General features: G+C 66.9%; 15 protein-coding genes. 9 read left to right on the top strand and 6 right to left on the bottom strand.

Annotated elements, in window-relative coordinates; all coding sequences use genetic code 11:
* Nucleotides 1–25: 25 nt before the first annotated feature.
* The 3 genes from KF715_11600 to KF715_11590 form a co-directional block, all read right to left on the bottom strand.
* The gene (locus KF715_11600) at nt 26–1450 is read right to left on the bottom strand and encodes a glycoside hydrolase family 30 protein (GenBank protein MBX3737329.1); all 1425 of its coding nucleotides are present in this window, start codon (nt 1448–1450) and stop codon (nt 26–28) included.
* A 19-nt stretch (nt 1451–1469) separates the two neighbouring features.
* A complete protein-coding gene (locus KF715_11595; protein MBX3737328.1) occupies nt 1470–2906 on the bottom strand; it encodes a glycoside-pentoside-hexuronide (GPH):cation symporter in 1437 nt (478 codons plus the stop codon).
* A 197-nt stretch (nt 2907–3103) separates the two neighbouring features.
* Complete coding sequence (locus KF715_11590) at nt 3104–6067, bottom strand: TonB-dependent receptor plug domain-containing protein (protein MBX3737327.1); 2964 nt, start codon at nt 6065–6067, stop codon at nt 3104–3106.
* 406 nt (nt 6068–6473) lie between these two features.
* On the opposite strand from KF715_11590, the gene KF715_11585 reads away from it, so the two are divergent.
* The 8 genes from KF715_11585 (at nt 6474) to KF715_11550 (ending at nt 20500) form a co-directional block, all read left to right on the top strand.
* Nucleotides 6474–7529: a LacI family DNA-binding transcriptional regulator gene (locus KF715_11585; GenBank protein ID MBX3737326.1), complete on the top strand. Its 1056-nt coding sequence runs from the start codon at nt 6474–6476 to the stop codon at nt 7527–7529.
* A gap of 60 nt (nt 7530–7589) precedes the next feature.
* Nucleotides 7590–11060: a hypothetical protein gene (locus KF715_11580; GenBank protein ID MBX3737325.1), complete on the top strand. Its 3471-nt coding sequence runs from the start codon at nt 7590–7592 to the stop codon at nt 11058–11060.
* Between the two features lie 10 nt (nt 11061–11070).
* Nucleotides 11071–12105 carry a hypothetical protein gene (locus tag KF715_11575; protein MBX3737324.1) on the top strand — a complete coding sequence of 345 codons (1035 nt, stop codon included), beginning with the start codon at nt 11071–11073 and terminating at the stop codon, nt 12103–12105.
* Nucleotides 12102–14357 carry an alpha-N-acetylglucosaminidase gene (locus KF715_11570; protein ID MBX3737323.1) on the top strand — a complete coding sequence of 752 codons (2256 nt, stop codon included), beginning with the start codon at nt 12102–12104 and terminating at the stop codon, nt 14355–14357. Before KF715_11575 ends, KF715_11570 begins: the two co-directional genes overlap by 4 nt.
* Nucleotides 14358–14364: 7 nt before the next feature.
* Nucleotides 14365–15768 (top strand): sugar porter family MFS transporter, encoded by a 1404-nt coding sequence (locus KF715_11565; GenBank protein MBX3737322.1) that lies wholly within the window; start codon nt 14365–14367, stop codon nt 15766–15768.
* Complete coding sequence (locus tag KF715_11560) at nt 15765–17786, top strand: family 20 glycosylhydrolase (GenBank protein ID MBX3737321.1); 2022 nt, start codon at nt 15765–15767, stop codon at nt 17784–17786. Before KF715_11565 ends, KF715_11560 begins: the two co-directional genes overlap by 4 nt.
* Entirely contained in the window at nt 17783–18895 is a 1113-nt protein-coding gene (locus KF715_11555; protein ID MBX3737320.1) for a DUF5009 domain-containing protein, read from the top strand. Before KF715_11560 ends, KF715_11555 begins: the two co-directional genes overlap by 4 nt.
* A gap of 69 nt (nt 18896–18964) precedes the next feature.
* The gene (locus tag KF715_11550) at nt 18965–20500 is read left to right on the top strand and encodes a hypothetical protein (GenBank protein ID MBX3737319.1); all 1536 of its coding nucleotides are present in this window, start codon (nt 18965–18967) and stop codon (nt 20498–20500) included.
* Here KF715_11550 and KF715_11545 read toward each other — a convergent pair.
* From KF715_11545 to KF715_11535, 3 genes are all read right to left on the bottom strand, one after another.
* On the bottom strand, nt 20486–21370 hold the full coding sequence (locus KF715_11545) for an RNA polymerase sigma-70 factor (protein MBX3737318.1): 885 nt from the start codon (nt 21368–21370) through the stop codon (nt 20486–20488). The two genes, KF715_11550 and KF715_11545, sit on opposite strands and share 15 nt — an antisense overlap.
* Nucleotides 21371–21385: 15 nt before the next feature.
* Complete coding sequence (locus KF715_11540; protein ID MBX3737317.1) at nt 21386–21868, bottom strand: carboxymuconolactone decarboxylase family protein; 483 nt, start codon at nt 21866–21868, stop codon at nt 21386–21388.
* A gap of 116 nt (nt 21869–21984) precedes the next feature.
* On the bottom strand, nt 21985–22320 hold the full coding sequence (locus tag KF715_11535) for a glutaredoxin (protein MBX3737316.1): 336 nt from the start codon (nt 22318–22320) through the stop codon (nt 21985–21987).
* 103 nt (nt 22321–22423) lie between these two features.
* Here KF715_11535 and KF715_11530 point away from each other — a divergent pair, with 103 nt between their 5' ends.
* Nucleotides 22424–23437, top strand: a complete 1014-nt coding sequence (locus KF715_11530) for a DUF2891 domain-containing protein (protein ID MBX3737315.1) — start codon at nt 22424–22426, stop codon at nt 23435–23437.
* Nucleotides 23438–23665: the final 228 nt, after the last annotated feature.

Genomic DNA, 23665 nt, shown 5'->3' with positions numbered 1-23665 from the left:
AGGGAGAACGACAGCGAGTCGCGGCTCAGTTGGCGGAGCGGACGTAGGTTTGGATCGCGCGAGCCGGGATTTGGCAGGCGACCGTTTCGCCGGCGACGGTGAGTTGGAAGCTCGCGGCTTTGTCGGTCTTGTTCATCACGATCGTGGCGACGGAGCCGTCGGGATTCTGGAACGCGATCGTGTCGAGGCCGGCGGTGCCGCCGGCGGAGGCGACGCGGTGCGCGCCGGGCTTCACGAACTTCGAGAAGTGCCCGATGTAGTAGAACGCGGCGCTGTAGCGGACTTCCTTGGTGTTCACGTCGACAATGATCGGCGCGTCGCAGAAGTTGCCGACGTGGTTCGGGCCGCCGCGCTGGTCGAGGACGATGTTCCAGTCGATGTAGCCGCCGACCCAGTTCTTGAAGTCGCCCATCATCTGGGTGGCGTAGCCTTCGCCATGTTCCCAGACGCCGAGCTTGTCGCCACCTTCCCAGCAGCCCTCGGTGAAGAGGAGGGCTTTGTCGGGATAGCGGGCGTGGGCGCGGGAGGAGGCTTCGAAGTCGTTGGAAACATACCAGTGCAGGCCGAGGCCCCAGAGGTATTTCGCGCAATCCGGGTCGCCGAGCATGGCGTCGGCACGGGCTTCCATGCGGTCGCGGTTATGGTCCCAGCCGAGGAGCTTCACCTTGCCGAGGAGGCCGGCTTTTTCGAAGGCGGGCCCGAGGTGGTTCTTCACGAAGTCGCGTTCCTGCTCGGGCGTGAAGAGGCAGGATTCCCAGCGTTGCTTGGCTTCGGGTTCGTTTTGGACGGTGAAGGCCCAGATGGGGAAGTTTTCTTCCTTCTGCATCGCTTGGACGAACTTCACGTAGAAGTTGGCCCACGGCGCGGCGAAGTCCCAGCGGAGTTCGCCGCCGTCGTCGGCGCGGACGTTGTTCTTCATCCACGCGGGCGGGGCCCACGGGGAGACGAGGAGGCGGAAGTTGGCATCGCCGCCGGCGGCTTTGCGGGCGTCCTGTAGGAGCGGCATGAGCCATTTTCGCATCGGCTCGAGCGTGAAGGCGTGCAGATCGTAGTCGTGCGGGACGTCGTCGAGCGACCAGATGTTGAGGGAGAAGTCGCACGAGTTCATGTGCGTGCGGCCGAGCGTGTAGCCGATGCCGTCCTTCGGGTCGTAGTAACGGCGGATGACTTCGAGGCGTTTGTCGGCGGGAAGTTGGGCGAGAACCCAGGCGGAGGACTCGGTGAGCGCGCCGCCGAAGCCGATCATTTCCTGGTAGCGCTGCGCGGCGTCGATTTTGAGCGCGTCGGCGGACGCAGCGGCGGCCTTCGCCGGTGCGGCGATCGGTGCGAGGCGGTGGGAGTTGTCGCGGGCGGTCTCGACGACCGTCCAAGTGGCGGCGCGGGCTGAGGTGAGCATGAGGGCGGCGAGCGCGACGGCGCTCGCAGTGCGGGTGGCGGTTGAGGAACGCATGGGAATCAGGGACGGAAAATCAGGAAGTGGCGGCGGCGGGCGCAGCGGCCTTGCGGGCGGCGAGGTCGCGCTCGATCTGTTTCACGGTCGGTTCGTCGAGCTTGTAGAAGAAGATGGCGATACCGCTGAGCAGCGCGAAGGTGCCGGGGAGCACGGCGAAGACGAGGTAGATGCCGGTGATGGCGCGGGGCGTCTGCACGGCGTTGGCGACGTAGCCGTAGTAGCTGAGGAGCCAGCCGAGCATGGCGGTGCCGAGGGCGAGGCCGACTTTTTGCGCGAGCACGGCGGCGGAGAAGACGAGTCCGGTGCTGCGGCGGCCGAACTTCCATTCGCCGAAGTCGGCGGTGTCGGCGTAGAACGACCAGACGATGGCGGGCGTCGGGCCGGCGACGAAGGAGGCGAAGATGTTCAGCGCGGCGAGGACGGCGAGGTTGTGCGGATCGACGGCGAAGAAGGCGGCCATCGCGAGCGCGTTGAGGATCGTGAGCGTGATCATCAGCGGGCGGCGGGAGAAGAAGCGCAGGAAGAGCTTCGTGCAGAGCGAGCCGATGATGAACGCGAGGCCGCCGGCGAAGTTGTAGAGGCCGAGGCCGGACGAGGAAATTTTCAGGAAGGCGAGCACGCGCGCGAACGGCCCGAAGAATTCATCGAAGCCGCGCAGCGCGTCGTCGCCGACGATGTATTTGAAATAATAAACCGTCGCGCCGGAGCGGAGACCGACGTTGGCGAGGGTGAGGAAGCCGGCGAAGAACAGGATCAGCCACGGGACGTTGCGCGAGAGATCGCGGAGGTCGGTGGCGACGGATTGCTGGGCGCTGACCGGCGCGGCGACGCGTTCGCGGGTGTTCCAGAAGGTGTAGAGGAACATCGCGACGGAGATCACGGCGAACACGGCCATCAGGTTGCGGAAGCTTTCGGCTTCGGTGGCGCCGAAGTGGTCTTTGAAGAACGGCACGTAGGTGCCGATGATGAGGCTGCCGGTAAAGGCGCAGGCGAAGCGATAGGCGGAAAGATCGGTGCGCTCTTCGGAGGACGGCGACATGACGCCCATGAGCGCGGAGTAGGGCGTGTTGATCGTCAGGTAGGCGATGAGCGTGGCGGCGTAGGTGACGTAGGCGAAGCCGACCTTGGCGCCCGGGCTGAGCGCGGGATTGGAGAACATCACGTAGCCGGCGACACCGTAGGGAATCGCGGCCCAGAGGAGATACGGGCGGAACTGGCCCCAGCGTGTGTGGGTGCGATCGGCGAGCAGGCCGATGAGCGGGATGAGCCAGGAGACGAGCGAGGGCACGAGGCCGGCAACGCTGCCGGCGGCGCCGGGCGTCAGGCCGAAGACGTCGGTGTAGTAATAGACGAGAAATCCGTTGAAGAGCGCGAAGTAGAAATTCGACGCGGTATCGCCGAGGCCGTAGGCGAGTTTTTCACGGAAGGAGAGACGTTCGGGGACGGACGACACGGGGGAGCGAGGTTAGGGGTTGACGCTAACAGCGGAGCGCGCCGCGCGCTGTGCCGTGGTTGCAAATTCCCGCGCGTGCGTGGGTGGGATTTTGCGGAGCCGTCCTGGGCTCGCGATGTTTTTGCGCGAATGGTGCATAAAAAAGCGCGCACCGAAATCGAATCGGTGCGCGCGGGGAAACGATCAGCGGACGCGGCTCACAGTTTCTGCGAATAGGTGAGCGAGAAGCGCCGCGGAGCCTGAGCAATGAAGCCGTAGTAGTCGGTGTTGTTGGTCAGGTTGTCGATGTTGAGTTGGAGCGAGGCGTCGTGGCCGCGGATCTTGAACTCGTAACGCGCCATGCCGTTCCAGACGGTCTTGGCCTTCGAGTTCAGGAAGATCACGTTGCCGTTGGCGTCCTTCGGCTGGCTGAAGTAGGTCGGGTAGATGACGCCCGAACCGGTGTGGACGACGCCGGCGCCGAGGGAGAAGCCCTTGAACGCGCTGGCCTTCGGGAACTGGTAGTTCACCCAAGCGGAGCTCTGGCTCTTCGGGGTGTCGTCGAGCGTGAGGCCGTTGCCGAAGGAGATGTGCGTCGAGGTGTCGGTGGGATCGGTGAAGCGCTTCGAAGCGGCGGTGCCGCCGTCGGCCCAATCGATCGGAGCATACCAGATCGCCCAGCGGTCCTGCGGGTAGGGATACTTCGCCCACGCGGAGGCGTTGAGGACGGTCTTGTCGACGTGCGAATACGAGAGCGCGATCTGGAGGTTGTCGGTCGGCGAGAGGAGGACTTGCGCGTCCCAACCTTCGGAGCGATCGGAGCCGAGCGGGACGGAGCGGCCGCCAGTCGGTCCAGGGGGCGAGGCACCGTTGTAGTCGACGGTCGCGTTGTTGGTCAGGTTGTCGAAGTTGTAGATCCAGCCCCACCAGCCGGTGGAATTGGTGCTGATGGCGTTGGCGAACACGGCGTCCATGAGCGCGGCGCCGGTCGGCGCCGAAGCGTTGACATACCAGTTGGTGTTGCCGGCGGAGTTGGTGGCTTGATAGGCGGCGCCGGCGGCGACGGCGGCGTTCCACTGCGCGGTGGAGGCGACGACGGCGGCGTTCCAGCCATTGTTGGTCGGATTCAGGTCGTTGGCCTGGTAGACGATATTCTTGCTCGGGTTGAAGTAAGAGGTGCCCGAAGCCGTGGGCGCCCACCAGATGGCGCCGGGGTTGCCGATGCCGACGCGGGTGCGGGTGATCTGGAACTTCGAGATCGTGCCGGAGACGCGGCCGTTCCAGAGGTCGAATTTGAGGCCGACTTCCTTATCCTCGCCGAGGGCGGCTTTGATGACGTTGCCGTAGAAGTCCTTCGCGCCGTCGTAATTCGGGAGGCTGGACTCGGCCTTCATCGCGTAGAGCGAGAGGCTGCCGCTGCGGGTGAGGCGGACGTCGATGCCGTATTGGTAGGTCGTGTCCTTGCTGGGCTCGCCGTATTGTTCAACGGGTTTCTCGTCGTAGCCTTGGTTGTGGCCGACGTTGCCGGCGCCCCATTGCGGGTTGTAGTGCCAGAATTTATTCCAGCTGCGGTCCTTGCGGACACCGGCGATGAGCGTGACCCATTCGTCGAGGAGCTTGCCTTGGTAGACGGCGTAGAGGGCGGAGTCCTTGGTCTTCTGGATCTGATGGAAGAGGTCGACCATGGCGTAGTCGGCTGAGCCGTCGGCTTGCTTGCCGGCGCGGAACGGCCCGCTGTCGGCCGGGCTCTTGAACATGTTGCGGTCATACGGGGTGCCGCGGATGACGTTCTCGTAGCTTTCGCTGGTGTAGTTCAGGCCGGCGAGGAAGGTGTTTTCCAGCTTGAACCACTTGGAGGTCTCGAAGAGGTCGAGCTTGTAGGTGAGGTCGGCGCGGATCTGCTCGTGTTTGTCGTCTTCGGTGGAGGCGTTCCACTGATAGCCGATGGTGGCGGGTTGCGATCCGGTGGGGAAGCCGCTCTGGCCGGCGACGAGGGGAACGTAGACGATGTTGGCGATGGCCCACGCGGGCGTGGAGGTGCCGGGCGTCTGGAGCGAGGCGGAGACGTCGAGCTGGTCGTAGCTGAACTTCGAGTTGTTGTAGCCGAGGTTGAAGTAGAGGTTCTCGGCGAGCTTCTGCTCAAGTTTGAAGAGGAGATTCCAGGCCTTGCTGTCGTTGAAGGTGTCGGGGCCGCTCCAGCGGAATTCCTTCGGGTTGCGACCGGCGGGGGTGAGGAAGCCGCCGTTGTAGCCGTCGGAGCTGTTCACGAAGCCGGTCGGCACGGCGCGGATGTTCTGGAAGCCGATGCCGCTGCGGTTCTGTTTGCCGAACTCGGTGTCGAAGGTGATTTTCGTGTCCTTGAACGGCTGCCAGGTGACGATGGGCGCGACGAAGTAGTGGTTCTCCTTCTTGTAGTCGGTGTAGTCGTCGGTGCGCTGGTAGGCGGCGGTGAGGCGGTAGTCGACGGTGTCGGAAACGGGTCCGGTATAGTCGATGGTGCCGCGGATGAGGCCCCAGCTGCCGACTTCGAGCGAGACGTCGCCGCCGGATTTCTTGCTGGGTTGCTTGACGAGGTAGTTCACCACGCCGCCGAAGTTGCCGACGCCGTAGAGGAGCGAGGAGGGGCCGCGGATGACTTCGACGCGGGCGAGATTGACCGAGTCGGTGGAGTTCTGGCGGCGGAAGCCGTCGCGCAGCGAGGCTTCGGTGAGGAAGCCGCGGATCTTCACGCGCGATTGGTCGGCGGTGGCGGTGCTGCCCTCGGGATTATTGATGCGACCCGGCGTGGTGGCGGCCCAGCCTTGCGTGGTGCCCCAGTCGTTTTGCGACTGCAGCTGGATGCCGGCGCTGTAGCGGAGGGTTTCGCGCAGGTCCTTCGAGCCGGTGTCGCGGATGAATTGCTCCGTGATGACCTCGATGGGCATCGGGAGGTCCTTGATCGCGGTGTTGAGGCGCGTGCCGGAGGTGGTGTTGGTGGCGCGGTAGCCCTTGTCCTTGTCCGTGGTGACGGTGAAAGGAGAGAGCTGGATGGCCTCTTCCTCGTTCTTCGTGGCGGCGGGGGCCGCGGTGTTGTCCGTCGCCGCCGCTTGGGCCTGAGCAAAGCTCGGGGTCGAAGCGATCAGCAGTGCGGCCAAACACGATTTGAATCCGGCGTCGCGGATTGGGTTCAGCTTGGGGTGCATGATGGAGCAGAGTTGAGGTCGTGCCTGCTACCGCCGGAATCCGGCGTCGCGCAGGCCGCGCTCATGCGAGGCGGCCAGACGGAGTGGGGATGACGGCGGGGACAGCATCGGCTCGGGGAGGGTGAGCCGACGGTCGAATTGCAGGCATGTTGTGCGATTTGGTCAACAGTAATGTGCACAAAGTATTGCGCAAAACTTACTGATATTACGTCGGGCGCTTTTTGATTTTTCATCACTGAAAATCAATAGGTTAATATCGATCAAGCCGACCTTAGGGCTGCCTATTCGCGCTAAAATCTTCATTTATGTGCACTAAAAAATTCGTCCTTGAAACAGCCATACGCGTGCACAATAACATCCACTCGTCGCCCGCATTCACCCCGAAAAAGAGCGTGGCGCGCCCCCAATGGAGTCTCCGAATCAAGGTTTGATCGCCAAGCGGCTGAACGTCTCGCGCACCACGGTTTCGCGCAGCTTGGCCAATCATCCCGCGATCAGCGCCGACACTCGGGCCAAGGTCCTCGAAATGGCGGATGAGCTCGGCTATCGCCAGTCGCCCGGACGGCGCGCCCGCCGCGCGCAGGCGGCGATTCGCGACGTGACGCTCGGCGTGTTGATCGGCGTGCCCGCCGAAAACGTCGCGCTGGCCACCTTTCCGTATCTGCTCAAAGGCATTCGCGAATGCGCGGAGGTCGAACGCGTGAAGGTCGACATCCATTATCAACCGCCCGGCGAGTTCGATCCCGCCGCGACGCGGCAGCCGGTTTTCCGGCACATCCGCGGCGGCGACTGGCGCGGCGTGTTGCTCATTTATCCGTTCGCGGAGCCGGCCGTCGAAGCGATCGCGAAAAAAATCTCCACCGTCTCGCTCCTCGAAAACTACGCCAACCCGCTCGTCGACACGATCGACACCGACGAGGACACCGCGATGGTCACGCTCGTGCGCCAGCTCGCGGCCGCGGGGCACCAGCGTATCGGCTATCTCACCTGGCATTATCCCGTCGGCGGACACTGGGCGCTGCAACGCTTCGGCGGCTACGTCGAGGGCCTCTTCAGCCTCGGTCTCGAATTCAACCCGTCCTGGGTGCTCAACATCCACCGCGACTCCCCTCGCCTCTCCAACCCGCAACTCTGCGACGCCGTCATGCACCACGCGCGCGAGAGCGGCGTCACCGCGTGGGTCTGCGCCGCCGATCACCAGGCCTACCAACTGATGGCCGATCTCCAGGTGCGCGGCATCCGTGTGCCCGAGGATATTTCCATCACCGGCTTCGACGGCCTCGAGCCGCCGCCGCACCTCCGCCGCGTCACCTCGATGCAAGTCCCGCACGAGGACATCGGCATCGCCGGCATCTCCCGCCTCCTCAACCGCATCGTTCATCCCAATTCCCCGCGCCGGAAAATCCTCGTGGAAGCGAAACTGGTGGAAGGCCAGTCCATCGCCCCACCCCGACGCGCCTGATTTTTCGCCCGCCCAACCGCGCCGCTCCGCGCTCGGCAAAGGTTGACCGGCCCCCTCGCCATGTCGTCCGTCCTTCGAGACACCCGTAACGTCCCCGCCGCCGCCCGCGGCACTTTTGTCGACGCCTTCGGCGGTCGCTTCTACCGCATCGACGAGGCGCAGTCGCTCCCGACGTTCTTCATCAATCTCGTCAGCGCGTCCGATCTCTGGGCCTTCGTCGCCAGCAACGGCGCGCTGACCGCCGGCCGTGCCGACGCCGACCACGCGATCTTTCCCTACACGACCGTCGACAAGATCTACGACAGCGCCGGCCTCAGCGGACCGGCCACGATGCTCCGCGTCGGCACGGGCGAAGACGCCGTGCTCTGGGAACCCTTCGCCCCGCACACCGACGAACTGCACCCCGTCTCGCGCCGCCTCTACAAGAGCGTCGAAGGCGACCGCCTCTGGTTCGAGGAGACGCACCACGCGCTCGAGCTCGTCTTCCGCTACGGCTGGTCCACCGCCGAGCCGCACGGCTTCGTGCGCCAATGCCAGTTGCTGAACCTCGCGCGCACCGCCCGCGAGATCCGCGTCGTCGACAGCCTGCGCAACCTCCTCCCGCCCGGCGTCAACAGCCGCCTCCAAAGCGGCAGCTCCTGCCTCGCCGACGCCTACAAGACCGCCGAACTTCTCCCCGGCTCCACCTTCGCCGTCTACTCCCTCGCCGCCGGCATCGTCGATCGCGCCATCCCGCTCGAGTCGCTCCTCGCCACCGCCGTCTGGTCGCACGGGCTGCCGAACGCGCGCGTGTTGCTCTCCGACCGCGCCATCGCCGCGCACGAACACGGCGAACCGGCCGCGACCGAGACCCGCGCCCGCGGCGCCCGCGGCGTCCGCGGCGCCTACGGCCTCGCCGCCACGCTCACGCTCGCACCCGACGCGCAGCAGGACTGGACGATGGTCGTCGACACCGACCTCACGCAGGCCGAAGTCGTGCGCCGCCACGCCACGCTCGTTCGCGGCGAATTGCCCGCGCAAATCGCGCCCGCCATCGCCGCCGCCACGCAGCGCCTCCGCGCCATCGTCGGCGCCGCCGACGGCGCGCAACTCAGCGGCGAGGAAACCACCGCCGCGCATCACTTCGCCAACGTCCTCTTCAACGTCATGCGCGGCGGCGTCTTCGTCGACGACATGCGCGCGCCCGCGGCGGACTTCGCCGCGTTCGTGCACACGCACAGCACTGCCGTCGCCACGCGGCACGCTGCCTGGCTCGAGCAATTGCCCGCCACCATCGCGTGCGACGAGCTCGTCACCACGGCCTCCGCGCAAAACGATCCCGACCTCGCCCGCCTCGCCCGCGAATACCTTCCGCTCACCTTCAGCCGCCGCCACGGCGATCCGAGCCGCCCGTGGAACCGCTTCAGCATCCGCGTGCGCGACGCCCGCGGCGAACGCGTCCTCGCGCACGAAGGCAACTGGCGCGACATTTTCCAGAATTGGGAGGCGCTCTGCACGAGCTACCCGGGCTTCGTCGACGGCGCCATCGCCAAGTTCCTCAACGCCTCCACTGCCGACGGCTACAACCCCTACCGCATCTCGCACACCGGCATCGATTGGGAAGTCCCCGATCACGAAGACCCGTGGTCGTCGATCGGCTATTGGGGCGACCACCAAGTCATCTATCTCCAAAAACTCCTCGAGTGGTCCGCGCGCTTCCACCCCGGCCAGCTCCACGCCGCGCTCCGCGCCCCGCAATTCACCTACGCGAACGTCCCCTACCGCATCGCGCCCTACGCCGATCTGCGCCGCAATCCCCGCGAGACGATCCGTTTCGACACCGCGCTCCACCGCGAAATCCTCGCCCGCGCCAAGACCGAAGGCTCCGACGCCCGCCTGCTCGCCGACGCGTCCGGCCGCGTGCGCCACGTCAATCTCACGGAAAAACTCCTGCTGCTCACGCTCACGCGCCTGACCAACTACGTCGCCGGCGCCGGCATCTGGATGAACACGCAGCGCCCCGAGTGGAACGACGCCAACAACGCCCTCGTCGGCTACGGCGTCTCCTTCGTCACGCTCTGCTACCTGCGCCGCATGCTCGCCCAGCTCCGCGACGAGTGGGTCCCAGCGCTCGGCACCGAGCCGGTCGCGCTCTCGAGTCACGTGCGCGCGCTCCTCCAACACGTCCACGCCGCCCTCGCGCAACACCGCGACATCCTCGACCAACCCGCCGCGAGCGACGCCCAACGTCGCAGCCTCCTCGACGCTCTCGCGCAAGCCGGCTCCGATTACCGCGAAGCCGTCTATCGCGGCGGCCCCGGCGAGCCGCTTACCCTCGCGCCGAGCGAGATCGCTGCCGTCGTCACGCTCGCGCTCCAGCATGTCGACCACACGCTGCGCGGCGGACGCCGCGCCGACGGACTCTACGAAGCCTACCTGCGCCTCGAATTTTCCGACGAGCCGCGCACCCTCCGCATCAAGGAACTCTACCCGATGCTCGAAGGCCAGGTCGCGATCCTCAGCTCCGGCCTGCTCTCGCCGGCTGAAGTCGTCGACCTCCTCCGCACCCTGCGCGCCAGCGCGCTCTACCGCGCCGATCAACACAGCTACGTGCTCTACCCGGACCGGCAGCTCCCCACCTTCCTCGATCGCGCCGTGATCCCCGCCGATGCCGTCGCCGCTTTGCCGCTGTTGCAGGCGTTGCTCGCCGCCGGCGACACGCGCCTCGTGCTGCGCGACGCCGCGGGCGTGCATCGCTTCCAAGCCGATCTCACCAACGGCGACGGCCTGCGCGCTCGCCTCCGCGAGCTCGCCGCCGATGCGCGCTGGTCCGACTTGGTGCGCCTGCACGCCACCCGCGTCGAGGAGACCTACGAACGCGTCTTCAACCACCACGCCTTCACCGGCCGCAGCGGCAGCATGTTCGGCTATGAAGGCCTCGGCTGCATCTACTGGCACATGGTCGCGAAACTCCTCCTCGCGGTGCAGGAAAACCTGCTCGCCGCGCAGGCGCAGTCCGCGCCCGAATCCGCCGCGCTCACCGAGCACTATTACGACATCCGCGCCGGTCTCGGCTTCAACAAGACGCCCGCCGTCTACGGCGCGTTCCCGACCGATCCCTACTCGCACACGCCCGGCCACAGCGGCGCGCAACAACCCGGCATGACCGGCCAGGTGAAGGAGGAAATCCTCACCCGCGCCGGCGAGCTCGGCGTCCGCATCGCCAACGGCACGGTCGCGTTCCAGCCCACCTTCCTGCGCGCCGGCGAATTCACCGCCGCGCCCGCCACGCTCACGCTTGCCCAGCCCGACGGCCGCGAACTCACCGTCTACGTCCCGGCGCAGGCGCTCGCATTCACGCTCTGCGGCGTCCCGGTGATCTATCAATTCGGTCGCGGCCAGCCGCGCGTCCGCTGGACCCGCGCCGACGGCACGATGATGGAACAGGCCGGCGGCACGCTGGATGCCGAGGCGATCGCGCAACTCTTCGCGCGCCGCGGCGCGATCGCGCGCATCGATGTCGAACTCGGCGCCGCCTTCCGCCCGCTCTGAGGATCTCCGCATGAAACGCCTCCTGTCCTTCCTCGCCGCCGCCGCGGCGCTGTTTCTCCTCGGCACCGCTGCCGTCCGCGCCGGCGAATTGCCCGGCGGTCGCCGCACGCTGAACCTCCAGCTCGACGGCCGCTGGATCGGCAACGGCGTCTCGTTCAGCGCCTATCGCGACGGTCAGGCCCCCTACGGCAAGGAGCCGACCGACGCCGAAATCCTCGCCGACCTGCAACTCGTCGCGCGCTACTGGAATTTCATCCGCATGTATGAAGCCACCGGCGTCTCCGAGCGCACCGTGCGGCTCATCCACGAGCACCAGCTCCCCATCCGCGCCATCGTCGGCGCTTGGGTCGTGACGAACGACACGCCCGCACACCAGCAGCGCAACCGCGACGAACTCGCCGCCATGGTCCGCGTCGCCAATACCTACCCGGATGTCGTCATCGCCGTCGCCGTCGGCAACGAGCCGTGCGTCGAATGGTCCGACCATCGCGTCGACCCGGCCGACATCGCGCGCTGGGCCCGCGAAGTCCGCGCCGCCGTGAAACAGCCGGTCACCTCCGCCGACGACTACAACTTCTGGAACAAGCCCGCCTCGCAGGCCGTCGCCGCCGAGTTGGATTTCATCATCCTGCACGGCTACGCGCTCTGGAACGGCCGCCCGCTCACCGAGGGCATGTCGTGGCTCTCCGCACAATACGACAACACCGTCCGCCTGCATCCCGGCATCCCCGTCATCATCGGCGAGACCGGCTGGGCCACGAGCTACGATCCGTCGCGCAACAAACCCGGCGAGGAAGGCGCGCTGATGAAGGCCGAGGTCTCCGTCGCCGCGCAGGAAAATTACCTCCGCCAGCACTACCGCTGGGTGAACGAGCGCCGCGTGCCCACGATCCTCTTCGAGGCGTTCGACGAGAATTGGAAAGGCGGCGGCGATAAAACCCCGCCGCACGTCGTCGAGAAACACTGGGGCGTGTTCGATACCCAAAGAAAACCGAAAGCTTCGTTTGCCGCGATCATCCGCGAATTCTATCCTTCGCAACCATGACATCGGGGTCTGTGTTGCGTCTTCGTGCGGCCAAGAGCGTGTGCGCGCTCTTGGCCGCCTTCCTTTTCACTGCCGCCGCTCGCGCTGACGAGCTCGCCGCCGCCCGCGCTCTCGTGGCGCGCCTCGTGCCGCAGCACGCGAGCCAGATCGTGCTCGAGCCGCTCGCGCACGCGCCCGGCGCGCCGGACGCGTTCGAGGTCGAGACGCGCGACGGCCGCCTCGTTTTGCGCGGCCACAACGGCATCACCATCGGCTCCGCGCTGAACTGGTATTTCCGCAACGTCGCGCACGCGCAGGTCTCGTGGTGCGGCGACAATCTCGCGTTGCCGGAAAAATTGCCCGCCGTCCCGGAGAAGGTCCGCATCGAGTCGCCCTACGCGCACCGCGTTTACCTGAACTACTGCACCTTCAACTACACGTCGGCGTGGTGGGACCGCGCACGCTGGGAGCGCGAGATCGACTGGATGGCGCTGAACGGCGTTACCACGCCGCTCGCGATCACCGGCCAGGAAGCGGTGTGGCAGGCGACGCTGCGGCGTTTCGGCATGAACGACGACGAGATCCGCGCCTTCTTCGTCGGTCCGGCCTTCTTCGCCTGGCAATGGATGACCAACATCGAAGCGTGGGGCGGCCCCCTCCCGCAGTCGTGGATCGATTCCCACCTCGAGCTCGGCCAGTGGATCATCCGCCGCGAGCGCGAGCTCGGCATGACGCCGATCCTGCAAGGCTTCACCGGTTGCGTGCCCGTCGCACTCGCCGAGCGTTTCCCCGGCGCGCGCATTCTCCAGAAGAAAGTCTGGTGCGAAATCCCGCCGGGCCCCGCCCAACTCGATCCCGCCGACCCGCTCTTCGAGCGCATGGGCCGCGCGTTTCTCGAGGAGCAGCAAAAGCTCTTCGGCGGCGACCACCTCTACGCCGCCGATCCGTTCCACGAAGGCGAGCCACCGCAGGAAGGCGCGCAATACCTCCACGACGTCGGCGCGAAGATTTTCCACCTCACGACCGGCTTCGATCCGCAAGCGACGATCGTCATGCAAGGCTGGTCGATCCGCGAAGGCATCGTGCGCGGCATTCCGGAAGATCGCCTGCTCGTGCTCGATCTCACCGGCCAGAAATGGCGCGAGACCGACTCGTTCTGGGGCCGCGCGTGGGTCGCAGGAATCATCCAGAATTACGGCGGCCGCCACAGCCTCGGTGGCAATCTCCCGCAACTCGCCACCAACGCGCCGTCGCTCCTCGGCACGCCCGCGGGTCGCGGATTGGTCGGCGTCGGCATCTTCGCCGAGGCGATCGAGCACAACCCGCTGCTCTTTGATCTCGCCGCCGATCTCGCCTGGCACCGCACCGCGCCGGACCTCGACGCCTGGACGCAGCGCTACGTGCACGCGCGCTACGGCGCGGACAACGCCGCGGCGCAACGCGCCTGGTCCGCGCTGCGCACCAGCGTTTATGCGCAAAAGAGCCCCGAGCCGCCGATGGAGTCGCCGTTGCAGGCGCGTCCGGCGCTGGAGCTGAAACAGGCGTCGCCGTGGGGTTCGTTTGTGCGCGATTACGATGTCGAGGCGGTCTGGCGCGCGTGGGATGACCTGCTCGCCGCCGCGCCGCAGCTCGGCCGCGTCGATCCGTTCCGCTACGATCTCGTCGACGTCGCGCGCCAGGCGCTCGCCGATCTCTCGCTGCCGCTGCACCGCGAAGTCGTCGCCGCGTGGCGCTCGGGCGACCGGGCGAAATACACCGTGGCGCGCGATCGCTTCCTCGCGCTCGGCGCCGATCTCGACCGACTGCTCGCCACGCGTCGCGAGTTCCTGCTCGGTCCGTGGCTCGCCGGTGCGCGCGCGTGGGGCAAGACGTCCGCGGAGGCCGATCTCTACGAGCGCAACGCCCGCCAGCTCATCACCGTCTGGGGCGGCACGCCGGAAAACGACCTGCTCTTCGAATACTCCTGTCGGCAGTGGTCCGGCTTGATGGAGGGTTTTTATCTCGAGCGCTGGCGGAAATATTTCACGTGGCTCGAGCAGCAACCTGCCGGTTTCGACGACCACTCGCTGCCGCGCCGCGATGGCCGCGTGCTTCCCGCCGCGAACGATTTCTACCGCGACCTCGCGCGCTGGGAGTTCGCGTGGTGCGAGCGGCACGATCCGCATCCGACGACGACGCGCGGGGATTCGGTTGCGGTCGCGCGCGCCTTGTTCGAGAAATGGTCGCCGGTCCGCCGGGCGAGTTACGCCGGCTTCGATTGGCAGAACCCCTGAACCCCGCATGACTCCGCGTCTCTACACGGCCCTGCTGCTCTTCATCGCCGGCATGGGCGGCTTCCTCTACGGCTACGACATCGGCATCATCGGCGCCGCGCTGCTCTACCTCAACAAGACCATCGCGCTCACCGCCGCGCAGGAATCCGCCGTCGTCGCCGCGGTCCTTGCGGGGGGCACGGTGTCGTCGCTCGTCGCGGGCGCGTTGGCCGACGTGCTCGGGCGCAAGCGCCTCATGCTCGCCGCGGCGGTCATCTTTCTCGCCAGTGTCGCGCTCATCGTCGCGGCGCACGGTTTCGTGGCGCTCTTCGCCGGGCGAACGCTGCAAGGGCTCAGCGCCGGCATGATCGCCGTCGTGATTCCGCTCTATCTTGCCGAGTGCCTGCCGCCGGCGATTCGCGGACGCGGCACGGCGGCGTTCCAGTTGCTGCTGACGACGGGCATCCTGATCTCGCTCGCCGTCGGTGCGCACTACACGCGGCAGGTCGAGGCGGCGCACGCGGCGGGCGCGGAGCTCGTGCACGTGCAGGATGCGGCGTGGCGTGCGATGTTCTCGTCGGCGTTTTATCCGGCGGTGCTGTTCCTCGTCGGCGCGTTGCTGCTCGCGGAATCGCCGCGCTGGCTGCTGCAAAAGGGAAAAACGGAGGCCGCGCGCGCGGCGTTGCTGCGCGGACGCACGCCCGAGGCGGCCGTGGCGGAGTTCGCGGCGATGCAGGCGGCGGCGGCGCCCGCGACACCCGAGGCGATCGCGGCGAGTGGCTCGCTCTGGCAGCGCCGCTACATCGTGCCGTTCGTGCTCACGTGCGCCGTGCTCGGGCTCACGCAGACGACGGGCATCAATTCCATTCTCCAGTTCATCGTCGTGATGTTGCAAAAGGCCGGGCTTTCCGCCGCGGACGCCGCGACGCGCGGCACGTGGGTGACAGCGGTGAACGTCGTGTTCACGGTCGTCGGGCTCGTGCTCGTCGACAAACTCGGTCGCAAGGTGCTGCTGAAAATCGGCACTGCCGGCATCGCACTTGCGCTCATCGCCGCTGGCGCGACGTTCTGGCGGATCGAGCATGGCATGACGGCGAATGCGGATTCGGCGTCCGTCGTCAGCGCGGGGTTGATGCTGTTCATCGCGTCGTTCGCCATCGGTCCGGGTGTGTGCGTGTGGCTCGCGCTCTCGGAGCTGATGCCGACGCGCATTCGCTCGCTCGGCATGGGCATCGGTTTGCTGATCAACCAGGGCATTTCGACCGCGATCGCCGCGCTCTTCCTGCCGGTGACGACGCATTACGGCTACGGCGCGATGTTCGCGTTTTGGGCGGCGTGCACCGTCGCCTACTTCGCCGTCGTGGCGCGCTGGCTGCCGGAAACGAAGGGCCGCACGCTCGAGGAAATCGAGGAGATGTTCGCCCGCCGATGAAACGCCTCCTGACGGCGCTGTTTTTATCCGGCTGTTTGGCCATGACTTCGAATGCGGCACCGGCAGCGAACCTGATGCCGTGGCCCGCGCACGTGGAGTGGCGCGACGGCACGCTCGCGATCGACGCGACTTTTCGCGTGCGTATCGCGGGCCACGACGACGCGCGGTTGCGCGCCGGCATCGGGCGCGCGCTCGATCGGCTGGAGAAGCGCGTGGGGATTAATGTGGGACCGCGCGTCGTCGCCAGTGGTGGCGCGCTCGTGGTGACGTGCGACAGCGCGGGCTCGGCGCTGCCGAAGCTGGGCGACGATGAGTCTTATACGCTCGACGTGCGGGCGAGCGGAGCGGAGTTGCGCGCGCCGAACGTCGTGGGCGTGTTGCGTGGCTTGGAGACGTTTTTGCAGCTGGTGGAGAAACGCGCGGACGGCTCGTTCGCGGCGGCGAGCGTGAAGATCGACGACGCCCCGCGTTTCCCGTGGCGCGGGTTGATGATCGACGTCGCGCGGCATTTCCAGCCGCCGGAGGTCATCTTTCGCAATCTCGACGCGATGGCGGCGGTGAAGATGAACGTGCTGCACTTGCACCTGACCGACGACCAGGGCTTCCGCATCGAGAGCAAGCGGCACCCGGAATTGCACGCGGTGAGCGCGGACAGCGGCGTGCTCACGCAGGAGCAGATTCGCGCGATCATCGCGGCGGCGGCCGAGCGCGGCATCCGCGTGGTGCCGGAGTTCGATGTGCCGGGTCACGCGACGGCGTGGCTGGCGTCGCATCCGGAGATCGCGAGCGTGCCGAGGAATTACACGGTCGCGAAGAATTGGGGCGTGCTCAATCCGGTGATGGACCCGACGAAGCTGGAGACCGATGCGTTGCTCGGCTCGTTCTTCGCGGAGATGGCGGCGCTGTTTCCCGACGAATTTTTCCACATCGGCGGCGACGAGAACAACGGCAAGGACTGGAACGCGAGCGAGCGCATCGCGGCGTTCAAGAAGGGGCACGGCTTCGCGACGAACGAGGCGCTGCACGCGTGGTTCAACCAGAAGCTCGCCGCGATGATGACGCCTCTCGGCAAGCGGCTCGTCGGCTGGGACGAGGTGCTGCACCCGGATTTCCCGCGGAGTGCGGTGGTGCACTCATGGCGCGGGCCGGAGTCGCTCGCGCAGGCAGCGCAGCAGGGTTTCGCGGGGATTTTGTCGGCGGGGTATTATCTCGATCTGCATTATCCGGCGGCCGATGCCTACGCGGCGGACCCGTTGCCCGCCGACTCGAAGCTCACGCCGGAACAAGCAGCGCGCGTGCTCGGCGGCGAAGCGCCGATGTGGAGCGAGTGGGCGGACGCGCGGATCTACGATTTTCGGATTTGGCCGCGTGCAGCGGCCGTGGCGGAGCGGTTGTGGTCGCCGCGCGAGGTGCGCGACGTCGCGGACATGTATCGGCGGCTCGCTCGCGTCGATGAGTGGTTGGTCGAAACCGGCGTGCAACACCACGCGTGGCCGCGGTTCGAGGGATTTTCGCCGGAAGAGGCGGCGGCGTTGCGCGTGCTGGCGTCGGCCGTCGAGCCGGTGAAGCGCTATCGGCGCGGCCAGATTCAAAAGGGAGGTTTGGATTATCCGCTGAATGAGCTCGCGGACTGGGCGCACTCGGAGAGCCGGCTGGCGCGGGAATTCGCGGCGAAGCTCGACGACTGGCTGGCGCGGTCCGCGGACGCGCGTGTGCCGGGGGCGGAGTCAATCACCGACCAACTCGAAGCTTGGCACGGTGCGGCGCGACGCGCGGCAGCGATGCCGGCGAGCGGAGAGATTGCGCAAGGTCGGCTGGATACGGCGCGTCTGCTGGCCGAACTGACGGAGTCTGCGCAGTTGGCGATCGTGGCGCTGGTGCATCAGAAGCATCTGACACCCGAAGACGCGGCGCGCGCGAAGGGGTTGCTGGAGCGCGCGGCGAAACCGACGAAGGCCGCGGTGGAATTTCCCTTTTTGCCGGCGCTCCGCCGGTTGTTCGCTGCCGCTGCACCATGAAGGTATCATCCGCTGTTTCGCCAAACCGCCTGCTGGCGCTCGATGCGCTGCGCGGGTTCGACATGTTTTGGATCGTCGGTGCCGATGCGATCGGCGGCGCGCTGCACCATCTGCGCGGCGGGCCGGTGCTGCATGCGGTGGCCGAGCAGCTGGATCACGTGGCGTGGGAGGGTTTTCACGCCTACGATCTGATTTTTCCGCTGTTCGTCTTCATGGTCGGCGCGGCGATCCCGCTCTCGCTGGACAAACTCGTGGCCGCGGGTGGCCGCACGGAGGCGTTGCGACGCATCGCGCGGCGGACGGTGGTGCTTTTTCTCCTCGGACTTTTCTACTACGGCGGCATCGCGTCGGAGCCGCGACTGCTCGGCGTATTGCAACGCATCGCGCTCTGCTACGGCGCGACGAGCGTGCTCTATCTGTGGCTGCGGCCGCGTGGGCTGGCGGTCGTGGGCGCGGCGCTGTTGGTGGGCTATTGGGCGTTGCTGACGTTCGTGCCGGTGCCGGGGTTCGGCGCGGGGGATTTTCGCGAGGGACACAATCTGACCAACTGGATCGACGCGCACTGGCTGCCATTGCGGAAGTGGAACGGCGATCACGATCCCGAGGGATTGCTGAGCACGTTGCCGGCGATCGCGACGTGTCTGCTGGGCTTGTTCGCGAGCAAGTGGATCACTGACGCCTCGCGCAGCGCGCGGGTGCGCGTGGGCGGACTCGCGGGCGCGGGCGTGGTGCTCGTGGCGCTCGGGTGGCTGTGGGGCATGCAGTTCCCGGTGATCAAGAATCTGTGGACGTCGTCGTTCGTGCTCGTGGCGGGCGGCTGGAGCCTGTTGTTGCTGGCGGCGTTTTATCAGGTGGTCGACGTGTGGCGCGTGCAGGGGTGGGCGCGGCCGTTCATGTGGGTCGGTGCGAACTCGCTGCTGATCTATCTCGTGAGCAACGTCGTGGATTTCGCGGCGCTGTCGGCGCGGTTCGCGGGCGGTCCGATCGCGGCGTGGCTCGACGCACAGTGGGCCGGTTTGGGCGGACTCGTGCTGGCGCTGGTCGGCGCGGGGCTCGCGATCGGGTTCTGCGGCTGGCTGTATCGGCGCGAAATTTTCCTGCGGATTTGAGCTGGGGCGGCTGACCAAGGAGAACGGGCTCGCCAGCGCGCGGCGGATGGCGCTGCATCGGCGCGCCGCATGAACCCCTTTTTCAACATCGGCGATTGGGCCGTCATCCTGCTCTATCTCGGTGGCGTCGTGGCGCTCGGACTGTGGTTCGGCCGCGACCAGCAGAACACGCGCGACTACTTCCTCGGCAGCCGCAGCATTCCGTGGTGGGGCATAGGGATGTCGATCGTGGCGGCGGAAACGAGTGCGCTGACGATCATCGGCGTGCCGGCAATCGCGTTCGGTGGGAACCTGATGTTCCTGCAGATGATCATCGGCTACGTGATCGCGCGCGTAATTCTCGCGGCGGTGATGGTGCCGCATTATCTGAGCGGGGAAATCTATTCGCCTTACCAACTGCTCGAGCAACGTCTCGGTGTCGGGCCGCGGCGCGTGGCGGGCGGGTTGTTTTTGTTTCTCGAAACGTTGGCGGCGGGCGTGCGCGTGTATGTGGCGTGCATTCCGATTCGGCTGCTGCTTGGCGAGACGGTGTGCAGTTTCGGCGGGCTCGTGGATCCGATCCTCGGGGCGATCGTGCTCTTCGTGGGGTTGTCGCTGCTCTACACCTACGTCGGCGGCGTGAAGGCCGTGATTTGGACGGACGCGGTGCAGTTCGGGCTCTTTCTCGCGGGTGGGCTGTTCGCGCTGCTCTACATCCCGACGCTCGTGGGCGGCTGGGATGCGGCTTTCGCGGTGGCGCGGGCGGGCGGGAAACTGGAGTGGTTCAACGGCGCGTTCTCGTTCGGCGCGCCGTTCAACATCTGGATGGGCGTGCTCGGCGGGACGTTGATCGTGCTGTCGTCGCACGGTGCGGAGCAGCTGATCGTGCAGCGCGTGTTGGCGTGCAAGACCGTGGCGGACGGGCGAAAGGCGCTCGCGTTGAGCGCGGTGGTGATTTTTCCGCTGTTTCTGATTTTCCTGCTCGTGGGTGCGCTGCTGTGGGTTTTCTACCAGTCGCATCCGATGCAGATCCCGCTGCCGGAGACGCGGCCGGGCATCAAGGCGAACGACTTCATCTTCCCTGTGTTCATGCTCACGGAGGTGCCGCATGTGCTGAAGGGTTTTCTCATCGTGGCGATCTTGTCGGCGGCGATGTCGTCGATCAGCTCGGCGATGACGGCGCTGGCGTCGGTCTCGACGATGGACTTCGTGAAACCGCTCGCGCCGCGGCTGAGCGAGGCGGCGTTGCTGGCGTGGAGCAAGCGCTCGACGGTGGTTTGGGCGGCGGTGCTGATCGGCGTGGCGTGGCTGACGCGCGAGGTTCAGTTCGTGCTGAACGCGGCGTTTTCACTGCGCGGGCTGACGAGCGGCGCGCTGCTGGGCGGCTTGCTGCTGGCGCTGTTCGCGCGCGGCGTCGGGGCGCGCGCGGTGGTGGTCGGGATGCTGGCGTCGGTCGCGGTGATGAACGTGCTTTATTGGCCGCCGAACATTCCGGCGGTGCGCGGGTGGTGGCTGGCGACGTTCGGCGGCGAGGTGTTCTGGCCGTGGTTCACGCTGATCGGGACGCTCGTGACGCTCGGGGTGGCGGCGACGTTGCGCCAACGCGCGAACTCAGGCGTGCGCTGATCCGACGAGGTGGCGGAGTTTGTCGGGGTTGCGCACGAGGTAGATCGTGCGGATGCGGTCGCCGTCGAGGTCGAGCGAGTAAACGTTGAGCAGGCGGCCGGCGTTGAGCATGAGCGCGCCGGGTCGGCCGTTGATGGTGCGGAAGTCGAACTCGGCGCGCGCGTAGTCGGGGAAGCGCGCGCGCAGGCCGGCGAAGAGCCGGCTGATGCGGTCGGCGCTGCGGATCGGGCGGCCGGCGGAGCGGACGCGGCCGCCGCCGTCGGAGTAGAGCACGGCGTCGGCTTGGAGCAGCGCGAGGAGTTCGCCGGTTTGGCCGGTGGAGACGGCGGTGAAAAATTGGCGGACGATCCGCGCGGCGCGTTCGTCGGGCGCGGCGGGCGGCGGCGTGGCGCCGCGCAGGCTGGCGCGGGCGCGGCTGACGATCTGGCGGCAGGCGGACTCGGTTTTTGCGACGATGCCGGCGATCTCGGCGTAGTCGCGGTCGAAGACTTCGCGGAGGAGAAATACGGCGCGTTCGTCGGGCGAGAGGCGTTCGAGGAGGACCATGAAGGCCATCGTGAGCGAGTCGGCGAGCGCGGCGGAGTCGACCGGCGAGGGGGCGGAGCTTTCGACGAGCGGCTCGGGGAGCCACACGCCGTAGTATTCCTCGCGCGTGTGGCGGGCGGAGCGCAGCCGGTCGATCGCGAGGCGCGTGGCGGTGGCGACGAGCCAGGCTTTGGGCGAGGTGACGGCGGCGAGATCCTGTTTTTGCCAGCGTAGCCAGGTGTCTTGCACGACGTCTTCCGCCTCCACGACGCGGCCGAGCATCCGATACGCGAGATCAAAGAGCAGGCGGCGGCTGGCGGTGAAGGTGGCGAGATGGTCGGGCATCGGTCGGCGGCGGGCTCAGAACTCGGCGCGTGGCGGCACCTTGAAGCCGACGCTGAAGCGGTTCCAGCCGTTGATGACGACGATGGCGAGCGTGAGCTGCACGAGCTCGGGCTCGGTGAAGTGCGCGCGGGCGGCGGCGAAGGTCGCGTCGGAGACGTGGCCGGAGGAGAGGCGCGTGAGGGCCTCGGTCCAGCGCAACGCGGCGCGTTCGCGCTCGGTGTAGCCGGGAGATTCCTCCCAGGTGCCGAGCAGGTAGAGGCGCTCGTCGGTTTCACCGGCCTTCTTCGCGTCGCGCCAGTGCAGGTCGAGGCAGTAGGCGCAGCCGTTGATTTGCGAGGCGCGGAGCTTCACGAGTTCGAGGAGGCTGTGCTCGAGGCCGGATTCGTTCACGGCGCGTTGCACGACGAGCATGGCGGCGACGGCGGCGGGCGCGACCTGGCGGTAGTTCACGCGCGGCGCGGCGGCTGGCGACGTTGTCGAGGAGTCGGTGGATTTCATGGCATCCACGAGACGAAGCAGCCGGGTGGTTTGTGACACGCGGGCGGCGGAGGGCGAAAAAGACAAACGCCGGCGCGAGGGCCGGCGTTCGGTGGGTGGCGGGAGTTTCCCGGCGTTTAGAAGAAGCGCACGGGCTTGGCCTGCATGCGGGCGTGCTCTTCGTCGGAGCAGCCGGCGTTGGTGTTCACGTCGGTCGAGGCGTTGGTGGGCTTCACGAGCTCGTTGGCGAGCATGTAGTTTTCCACTTCCTCGCCGGAGATGTCGGCGAGCATGACGCCGTCGATCTCGACGCAAGGCGAGAGCGGCTGGCCGGACTTGCGGACCATCTCCTCGTAATTGGAGCGATGGTTGATGATGTCGATGTCCTCGAACGGCAGGTTGTATTTGCGCATGATGGCGCGGACGCCGTTGGACCAACCGCAATGCGGCTTCAGGTAGGCTTTGATCTTCATTCGTGGAGGGCTGGGCGAGTGTGTGTGAGTGGGACTGGAAACGGAATGTAGGTCGGGTGTTTTCTTCTTCAACTGAAAGTTTTGGCCGGTAGCGTCGCTTCCCGTGTCGGACGTCTTCCCCACCCTCACGCTCCCCCAAGCTTCCGCGTTCGCGCGGCTCGGTCTCGCGAACGTCCGGCGCGAATATCCGCACCTGCTCCAGCACATGCTGAATGGGCCGGAGGACGTGATGGAGGTGCGCGCGCTGCACCCGGCGTTTTACGGCAGCTACGATTGGCATTCGTGCGTGCACCAGCACTGGATGCTGGTGCGGCTGGCGCTCCTGTTCCCGCAACTGCCGGAGCGGCCGGCGATCGACCGCGTGCTGCGCGAGCATCTGACGCGGGAAAATCTGGAGCGGGAACTGGAGTATTTCCGCGCGCCGGGGCGGCAATTTTTCGAGCGACCCTACGGCTGGGCGTGGTTCCTGAAGCTGGCGCAGGAGATGAACGGCTACGATGCCGCGCTGGCGGAGAATCTCGATCCGCTCGTCGACTACGTGCGCGCCGGTTTCATGCGCTACCTGCGGAATCTCACGCATCCGGTGCGCAACGGCGTCCACGGCAACACCGCCGTCGCAGTCGCCCTCGCGCTCGGCCACGCTCGCGCGCACGACGATCAGGAGATGAAACTGCTGTGCACGGCGCGCTCGGCCTATTGGTTCGGGCACGATGTCGACTACCCGGCGCACTACGAGCCGTCGGGCGAGGATTTCTTTTCTCCGTGCCTGACGGAGGCCGGGTTGATGGCGCGTATCCTGCCGCGCGAGCAGTTTCTGGTGTGGTTCGGCAAGTTCCTGCCGCGGTTGGGGCATGGCGAGCCGGCGAACCTGTTGAAACCCGCCCCGGTGAGCGATCCGCGCGACCCGAAGATCGCGCACCTCGTCGGCTTGAACCTCAACAAGGCGTGGGTCTGGCGGCGGCTGGCGGCGATCTTCTCCGCGGACGATGCGCGGCGGACCTTCGCGACCGCGGCGGCGATCGCGCACTACGACGCGGCGCTGCCGCTGCTCAGCGACGAGGATTTCCACCGCTCGCATTGGCTGTCGTCGTTCGCGGTTTACACGCTGACGGAGTGAGGCGGCGCGAGTGTGGCGCGTCGACAGGCGCAGGCGGGTTCGTGTTCTTGGGAGAGCGCGGCTACTGCCGCGCCATTGAGGTGCGAAGCCGTCGAGCAGATCGCGGCGCGGCAGTAGCCGCGCCCTCCGACTCCCGTTGACGGACAAGGCGCACCGTGGAGCCGCCCGCGCGCTCTCCGACTCGGTATTCGCGAAGCGTGCAGCGTCCGCGTCCTTGCGCGGCGCCGC

The organism is Candidatus Didemnitutus sp. (assembly GCA_019634575.1).
In the GTDB taxonomy this organism is placed as follows: Bacteria; Verrucomicrobiota; Verrucomicrobiia; order Opitutales; family Opitutaceae; genus Didemnitutus.
The sequence above is the reverse complement of the archived record's forward strand: the minus strand, read 5'-3'. Positions and strand labels throughout refer to the sequence as shown.

Excerpts from the sequence above, each read along its gene's own strand:
- KF715_11600 (MBX3737329.1), bottom strand. The coding sequence starts at position 1,450 with ATGCGTTCCTCAACCGCCACCCGCACTGCGAGCGCCGTCGCGCTCGCC.
- KF715_11590 (MBX3737327.1), bottom strand. The coding sequence starts at position 6,067 with ATGCACCCCAAGCTGAACCCAATCCGCGACGCCGGATTCAAATCGTGT.
- KF715_11585 (MBX3737326.1), top strand. The coding sequence starts at position 6,474 with ATGGAGTCTCCGAATCAAGGTTTGATCGCCAAGCGGCTGAACGTCTCG.
- KF715_11580 (MBX3737325.1), top strand. The coding sequence starts at position 7,590 with ATGTCGTCCGTCCTTCGAGACACCCGTAACGTCCCCGCCGCCGCCCGC.
- KF715_11575 (MBX3737324.1), top strand. The coding sequence starts at position 11,071 with ATGAAACGCCTCCTGTCCTTCCTCGCCGCCGCCGCGGCGCTGTTTCTC.
- KF715_11570 (MBX3737323.1), top strand. The coding sequence starts at position 12,102 with ATGACATCGGGGTCTGTGTTGCGTCTTCGTGCGGCCAAGAGCGTGTGC.
- KF715_11565 (MBX3737322.1), top strand. The coding sequence starts at position 14,365 with ATGACTCCGCGTCTCTACACGGCCCTGCTGCTCTTCATCGCCGGCATG.
- KF715_11560 (MBX3737321.1), top strand. The coding sequence starts at position 15,765 with ATGAAACGCCTCCTGACGGCGCTGTTTTTATCCGGCTGTTTGGCCATG.
- KF715_11555 (MBX3737320.1), top strand. The coding sequence starts at position 17,783 with ATGAAGGTATCATCCGCTGTTTCGCCAAACCGCCTGCTGGCGCTCGAT.
- KF715_11550 (MBX3737319.1), top strand. The coding sequence starts at position 18,965 with ATGAACCCCTTTTTCAACATCGGCGATTGGGCCGTCATCCTGCTCTAT.
- KF715_11545 (MBX3737318.1), bottom strand. The coding sequence starts at position 21,370 with ATGCCCGACCATCTCGCCACCTTCACCGCCAGCCGCCGCCTGCTCTTT.
- KF715_11540 (MBX3737317.1), bottom strand. The coding sequence starts at position 21,868 with ATGAAATCCACCGACTCCTCGACAACGTCGCCAGCCGCCGCGCCGCGC.
- KF715_11535 (MBX3737316.1), bottom strand. The coding sequence starts at position 22,320 with ATGAAGATCAAAGCCTACCTGAAGCCGCATTGCGGTTGGTCCAACGGC.